The following is a 6071-nucleotide window of genomic DNA, read 5'->3' as shown; positions in this document are numbered from 1 at the left end:
AAAAAAGCAGCTGCTAGCAATATTAGTAAGCTAGCCTTGTCTGACTCTTCAGATAAGCAAGATGAAAATATAAGTGACACTACAGATGAAGATAGAAAACATGAGACTAGCACTCACATGCTTGCTGCTGATGATCCTACTACTTCTAGTGCTAGCATAGACAAGGAAGAAACTAAAGGCAAGTTAACCAAAGAAGACAAAGAAAAGCTTAATGTTTTTTTTAGCAAAACTATAAGATATCAATATAGTCTAATTTCCATTTATAACAAATATGCAAGCTCTTATAATGCTATTGCTACCTATGGTGATTGTAATAATTATGGTATTGAATGTTTTAGCCCAGGACCTTCCGCAAGGCGTAGCCAGGCTCTTGATGCTCTAGAAAAATTAAAGCTAGACCAAGAGTATTCTAAACTTAGCAATATGCTAAAGGACGCTTTGCCTGCTTACGACACTAGAACTTTAGATGATGCCATTGAGGAGTACAAGCAAGCTATAAGTCAAGCCAGTGAGGCTGAGTGTAGGATAGAGAAAATAAATGATTATAAAGAACCTACAAAGGATGAAAAGGAAAAAAAGAAAGGAAATGTAGACCTTTTAAAAACAGTTAGCAATGTTCTTGCTGTTATTGAAAAAACTATTGAGATAGCTAGCTTGTCTTATGCTGATGCTTTTGCTATTGTTTCAGATAGCTTATCTTGCAGCGAGTTTAAGGAATCTTTTTCTGAGTTTAGGGCAGCTGCTAAGAGGTATGCTAATGGAAAAGGAGACAATGCTGCTGATGTTATTGTAGGTCCTATTTTAGGCATGTCTCATCCTGGGCTTGAAGATAGTCGGTTTGCAAGAGCAAAAATGTTTGCTCGTAATAAGACAGGAGAAGAGGTAGAGAAAATGATTACTGCTATTGATAAGCTGTTAGAAGCTTATAAAAGGGTCAAGTAAATAGTTGATATAAGCAATAATTAGGCTAAGATTAAAATTAGAAACTTGTTTATATTTCACAATAAACTTTAGTTAAGATAAACTTAACATTCTCTCTAAAAAGCATCCTTAACTTTAAGGAGTGCTTTTTTACTTGCTTGCTTTAAGTGCCCTTTTGATTTAGCTGTACTTCCTTCTCAGGTTTCTCTTTAGGCTTCCCCTTAGGTAATTCTTGCCTAGCAGCATGACTATCTTCTCCTACTTCTGGTTGTTTTTGTAAACCTAAAGCATCTGGCTGGCCAACTTTTTGTTTTGGTGCAGCCTTTTGTTGTCTTTCTGCAGGTTCCTTTTTTACAAGTCTTGATAAGAACACTTGCTTGAAATCTTTATAAATAGCCTCTAGTATCTTGCTAAACCTAGAACATTTCTTTGTCTCACATAGATATTCCCTATCATCAACTTTTCTTATTGTAATATCATCCCTTCCCCTATACTTTTTCTCAACCCATTCTTTTAAGTAAGCATAAATATAGTCATAATTTACATCTTGTGGACTTAGTATTGGGAAATTGGTAATATTAGGATTACTCTTTCTCTTTTGAATCTCTTCACTGCTATATATCTTCCAAAAGATATCCTTTCTTACTGATGCTCTTAATGCTAAATACTTTAATGTAAATCTCATTTTTACCTCCTATATTCTCTACTTGTTTTTTCTAAGAAACTAGAAACAAAGTGCGGTTCCAGCCTGTTATTTGTTTTCTGGCTGTATTCTGTTTTTGCATACTTAGTTGCCATGCTTGCAAAAAGCGAATCTTTGTATCTATCGTACTGGCTCTTATAAGAACACGTTTCTTGTGTTTTGAAGCAACTATCAGTTTCCTTTTTATCAATTATTTCTAGTAAAGAATAGTAATAAGAATTATTAACTGCATCTGCGTAGTTTAACCTATCCTTCTTCTCTTCTATGAATCTCTTAATTAAGGTTGCAACCTTACTCTTGTCTAGTTCCCTTCTTATAGTTGTTATTTGAGACAGTAGTATGCTAAATATATTGTTCTTAAGTTCTTCTCTTTGCTTTTCCCTTTTTTCCATTTCCTTCTCCTTACCCGTTATCTTTTCTGTCTTTTTGCTTTTGTTAACTTCCAGATCGTCTTTTTTATATTTCTTTTTAAATCTCTTCTCCCAGATAACCTCATAATCGCTAACAACTCCATCTTCTCTTCTCATCATCATCCATATCTTGTTTTTATACTTGCTTGTAAATTCTTCTAGGAAGTGCTTTGTAATCTCATCCCTTCTGTAACTTTTTGCATAACAGTTAAGAGCAGTTTCAAGATTAAGCAATGCATTGATGTAGGTGGCATTGTTATTGCTATTATCCCTAACAAGTTGCATGTATTTTTTTGCAACGTGGTGCTTTCTAACTAGTCTCTCCTCAACTCCACTGCTTGCTTCTCTTTTCTTTGTCTTCTCTTTACTTTCCTCTTTTTTTAAAGGCATTTCTTTAGAATTCTTTATATATGTATAGTTACTATTAGTTTTTAAAAGATGCCCGATCTCCACATGCGAATTTGAGCTTAACTTTTCTTCCTTATCTATTTCGCTTCTTTCTTTTTTACTCTCCTCTTCACTCTCTTTATCTTCTTCCTCACTTCTCTTCTTCTCTACTTCCTTTAATAACCTTAGTGATTTCTCTTTATCAAACTTTACTTTTGCTATCTGCTTATCAAGATCACCAATAATTATTTTATCCACTAGTTCTTCTTTAAGAATAGTAACTAATTCAATTTGTATTATTTCCTTGTACTTACAAGCTAAATACTTGTTTTGAACATAAAAAGAAAGACTTCCTCTTTTAGTGCCAAATCTTATAGTTTCTGTTTTAAGTAGTCCTATTTTGTTCATCAACTTAATATCTTTTTGTATTGTTCTACTACATACTGTCTTCTCGTTATCTTTCTTTAGCAAAGAATTAGTTAAAGCAAGAATATCTTTAGCAGAATATTGCTCTGTAAAAGACTTATACTGCTCATTTTTAGTATTTATTGCCCAGTATAGTTTACACATTCTTGAAATACGCAAGAATTTCTTCTCTATCATTGCCTTAACTTGATAAATTGTAATCTCACTACAAATTTTTTTATTCTTGCCCTTATTTGCTCTAATTAGTTCTTTCAATAGTGCTTTCTTTGCTGCTGCTGCTGCTTTTTGGTGGTTTTTCTTGTTTTTTATCTTATTTTCTGTTATCATTTAACTATCCTTTGTGCGGTATAGGGTTTGATTTTGTAGTTGCCTACACCGCTTCTTAAAGTCTTAATAGCTCTACCTGCTAAATAAGACTTTTTTTATTTATTATTATATAAAAAAAAGCATTAGTCTGACTAGTTTACAAGTCCTAGTTGGACTGTCTTTTTTTTATATAAATACCTTCTCTTATTTCTTTAATAGTTCTATTTTGTATTTAGCAAAGGTTTTCCCCTCTCCAAAATTTGCTTGTTTTACAGCTTATCATACTACATTATTTGCATCACTTTGTCAACAAATATTATATATTGATAATGATATTTTGGTTATACAAATAAGCTTAAATTAAAAATTAATCATTTTAATTTAAGCTTATAAAGTAGACGTGAACTGCTAGTAATCTTTAGCAAGCCTAAATATCCTGTAAAGAGTCTTATTTGGCTTTTCTAGCTTTCTAGTGTAGATTAGATATTTATTTATTTTGTTTATCTTATCTCTAGTTTTTTTTCTTCGCTATTTTTATTTTTCATAAGAGAAAGTAAGTATCTAATCTGCTCATCTTTGCTTTTAATATCTTCTCGTAAAGCGTCTTCTCTTTCTCTAGTCTTTTTAAGCTCTCCCCATAGGGCATCTTCTCTTGCCTTAGCATCCTCATCTTTCCTTCTAAGCTCGATAAGCAAATCATCTTCTCTTGTTCTAGCCGCATCTTCTCTTTGGCAAGCCTTCTCGTCTCTTCTTCTAAGCTCGCTAAGCAAGTCATTTTCTCTTGCTCTAGCCTCCTTAAGTTCCTCTCTAGCCTCTTTAAGTTCCCTCTGTAGGGAATCTTCTCTTGTTCTAGCCGCATCTTCTCTTTGGCTAGCTTTACTAAGCTCTTCTTTTAGCGTATTGACTATATTTTCATCTAATTCTTTTTTCAGTGATATTTTTAAGTTTTCTACTTTTTCTATTATTTTTTTTTGAAATTCTCCTTTTAAGTTTCTTCTTGCTTTTTCTTCTACGCTTTTTTGCATTGATTCGTGAAGTGATACAAAGAAAGCAATATTTTGTTTATCTTGCTGCTGGATTTTCTCTTCATGCTTTTCTATAATCTCTCTTACATGCTCCATTTGCTCATCAATAGCTTTTTTAATCTTTTTCCTTTCATCAGGTTTGCTATTCAGCCTTTGACACAAATAGCAGATAATATCTTCTGGAATAAGACGCTTGCCTTGGTAAGCAATAAAACAATTTAATTTGGTTATTTTTCCGGTTAGATTTGGGAGATTGGTTTTAAAATCGTACTCATTTTTTAGAATCTCAACTATTTCACTTACTTTATATAGTTTGATATTTTGAATTTCTATCATTATTAGCCTCTCCTTTTTGAATTTATTTAATATTTATTAATAATAAATAAATTCAATATTTATAAATATATATTTTATAAAGTAATATTTATAAAATATAATTTATTTTTATTATAAACATAAAATTTAATTTATAAAAGTTTTTTTAAGCATTTTAACTCAAATAGTATTTATAGCAAAAATATAAAATGCATTTTATTATTGACTTTTGCATTATTTGATCTAATCTTTATAGGCAATGAATTTGTAATTTGAATTTCATCAAATCATTAATAGACCTTGAAAAACAGAACAGGGAGCTTCATTTTTGTCTATCTCCTATCGTTTTTAGCAGAAATGACGCTTCATGTTTATCATAAGAGGCTTTGGGGGGTTATGTGATTGAGTAGTGCTAGAAAAAGAGTAGGTATTATTGGAAGCATAACTGCAGTAATGCTAGTTGCAATATCAGGACTTGGAACATACGCTAAGTATGCTTTTGAAGGGCTGCTAGCAGAGTTTAGAAGAGAGATAGTAAAAGAAGTTAGGGGGGTTTCTTTTCTAGATGAAGATATGAGCAGTATCAAGGGGAAGCTGGAGTCTTTTAGCGTAAAGTTGTCTGAATTAGATCAGGAGATGACTGGTCTTAAGAGAAGAATTGAGGCTGAATTTGAGTCTTTAAAAAAGAAGTACTTAGTTTTGTTACAAAACTTCAAATGACAATAAATGCAGAGTTAGTTGATATTTTAGCAAAGCGAGAATAAGTTACTTCTTCTTTTAAAGAAGAGATTTTAGCTTCAAAAAATTTATTAATGGGAAAAAAAGAGGGAGAGGTATGAAGTATAAGTTAGCTAGCCTTTACAGGGCAGCATATAAATTTTTTTACAATCTGCTAAAGGAGTATTTCATCAAAAAGTATAGGTCAGAAATGCTAGAGGGAGCATGTAGGGGAGTAGCAGAAATAGCAGTTGAGTGCAAGAGAATAGTTGAGAGTGCAAAACATAGGCTTGTATTGCCCCTGCAGCATAGTTTTAGTGATAACAATCCAGTTATTGCAAAATATGGATGCTACTTTTTGTGCATCCTGTTTATAGGACTAGTTGTGAAGGAAATTAAGGATAAGGTTGAGAAGTGCTTTGATAAGTTTGAAGTCGATCTTTTATATAAAAGTTTTTCTAATGCTGGTGGGCTTAGGGAGCAAAATTCTTATGTAGAGGATCCAGATCTAATTTTAGCAAATCTTGGTCTTGATGAGCATCTTTGCTACAGGAGTAAACATTACGAGGTCTCTTACAAGGTAGAAGAGAGTGATCTAGTTATTGGGCAGTACAAAGACAAAGAGAGTGATATGTATCATTTTGTTGTGCTAGGAGATTCTTTGGGTGAGGTTGTATGGGACTCTCTTGGTAGATCTAGAGCAGTAGAGGTTGGCATGTTGTCAAGTCTGCGTGTATTTAAACTTCTTGATAAGAGTCTTGTTGCTGGAGTAAGAGAAAGGCTTGCTTTTTACAAGAATGAGTTTAGGGGGCTAAGGGCAGAATTAGCATGAAGTAAAGTTAATTCTTAAAAAATAAAAAA

6 protein-coding genes are annotated in these 6071 nt (G+C 32.4%); 3 read left to right on the top strand and 3 right to left on the bottom strand.

What is annotated here, in order from left to right; translation table 11 throughout:
* Positions 1-942 (top strand): hypothetical protein (locus F0310_RS05800; RefSeq protein WP_232535966.1); only part of this gene is annotated, 942 nt, incomplete at its 5' end.
* 142 nt (positions 943-1084) lie between these two features.
* On the opposite strand, the gene F0310_RS04460 is transcribed toward F0310_RS05800, so the two are convergent.
* The 3 genes from F0310_RS04460 to F0310_RS04450 all read right to left on the bottom strand — a co-directional run bounded on the left by F0310_RS04460 (position 1085) and on the right by F0310_RS04450 (position 4514).
* Complete coding sequence (locus tag F0310_RS04460; protein ID WP_182117766.1) at positions 1085-1606, bottom strand: hypothetical protein; 522 nt, start codon at positions 1604-1606, stop codon at positions 1085-1087.
* A 2-nt stretch (positions 1607-1608) separates the two neighbouring features.
* Complete coding sequence (locus F0310_RS04455) at positions 1609-3174, bottom strand: plasmid maintenance protein (RefSeq protein ID WP_182117765.1); 1566 nt, start codon at positions 3172-3174, stop codon at positions 1609-1611.
* Positions 3175-3653: 479 nt separating this feature from the next.
* Entirely contained in the window at positions 3654-4514 is an 861-nt protein-coding gene (locus F0310_RS04450) for a coiled-coil domain-containing protein (protein WP_182117764.1), read from the bottom strand.
* A gap of 381 nt (positions 4515-4895) precedes the next feature.
* Between F0310_RS04450 and F0310_RS04445 the strand changes: the two genes are divergently transcribed.
* Both F0310_RS04445 and F0310_RS04440 read left to right on the top strand, forming a co-directional pair.
* Positions 4896-5213 (top strand): hypothetical protein, encoded by a 318-nt coding sequence (locus tag F0310_RS04445; RefSeq protein WP_182117763.1) that lies wholly within the window; start codon positions 4896-4898, stop codon positions 5211-5213.
* Between the two features lie 115 nt (positions 5214-5328).
* Positions 5329-6042, top strand: a complete 714-nt coding sequence (locus tag F0310_RS04440; protein ID WP_182117762.1) for a DUF261 family protein — start codon at positions 5329-5331, stop codon at positions 6040-6042.
* Positions 6043-6071: the final 29 nt, after the last annotated feature.

Origin of the sequence: Borrelia sp. A-FGy1 (genome assembly GCF_014084025.1) — a bacterium.
GTDB lineage: Bacteria > Spirochaetota > Spirochaetia > Borreliales > Borreliaceae > Borrelia.
The sequence above is the reverse complement of the archived record's forward strand: the minus strand, read 5'-3'. Positions and strand labels throughout refer to the sequence as shown.